The 806-nt window shown below is 48.0% G+C and carries 1 protein-coding gene; it reads left to right on the top strand.

Annotation, left to right across the window (positions count from 1 at the left end; all coding sequences use genetic code 11):
• A partial coding sequence (locus tag Q4492_RS15640; RefSeq protein WP_303419855.1) for an elongation factor Tu occupies positions 1-806 on the top strand: 806 nt, incomplete at both ends.

The raw sequence follows: 806 nt of genomic DNA, 5'->3' as shown, positions 1-806 counted from the left end.
TCAAAACCGCATGTTAACGTTGGTACAATCGGCCACGTTGACCACGGTAAAACTACACTTACTGCTGCTCTGACTCGCGTATGCGCTGAGGTTTGGGGTGGTGCTGCAGTTGCATTCGATGGTATCGATAATGCTCCAGAAGAGCGTGAGCGTGGTATCACAATCGCGACTTCACACGTTGAGTATGATTCTCCAGAGCGTCATTACGCACACGTTGACTGCCCAGGACACGCGGATTATGTGAAAAACATGATCACAGGTGCTGCACAGATGGATGGCGCGATTCTAGTATGTGGCGCGACTGATGGCCCAATGCCTCAGACACGTGAGCACATCCTGCTTTCTCGTCAGGTAGGTGTACCTTACATCGTAGTATTCTTGAACAAAGCTGACCTTCTTGCAGAAGATTGTGGCGGCGCTGATTCTGAAGAATACGAAGAGATGCTTGAATTGGTTGAAATGGAGCTTCGTGAGCTTCTAGACCAGTACGACTTCCCAGGTGATGACACACCAATCATCGCAGGTTCTGCTCTTATGGCATTGAACGGCGAAGATGAAAATGAGCTAGGTACTACTGCAGTTAAGAAACTAGTTGAAACACTAGACTCTTACATTCCTGAGCCAGAGCGTGCAATCGACGGTGCATTCATCATGCCTATCGAGGACGTATTCTCTATCCAGGGTCGTGGTACTGTAGTAACAGGTCGTGTAGAGCGCGGTATTATCAACACAGGTTCTGAAGTTGAGATCGTTGGTATTCGTGAAACACAGACAACGACTTGTACAGGTGTTGAAATGTTCCGTAA

Origin of the sequence: Neptuniibacter sp. 1_MG-2023 (genome assembly GCF_030547185.1) — a bacterium.
In the GTDB taxonomy this organism is placed as follows: domain Bacteria; phylum Pseudomonadota; class Gammaproteobacteria; order Pseudomonadales; family Balneatricaceae; genus Neptuniibacter.
The sequence above is the reverse complement of the archived record's forward strand: the minus strand, read 5'-3'. Positions and strand labels throughout refer to the sequence as shown.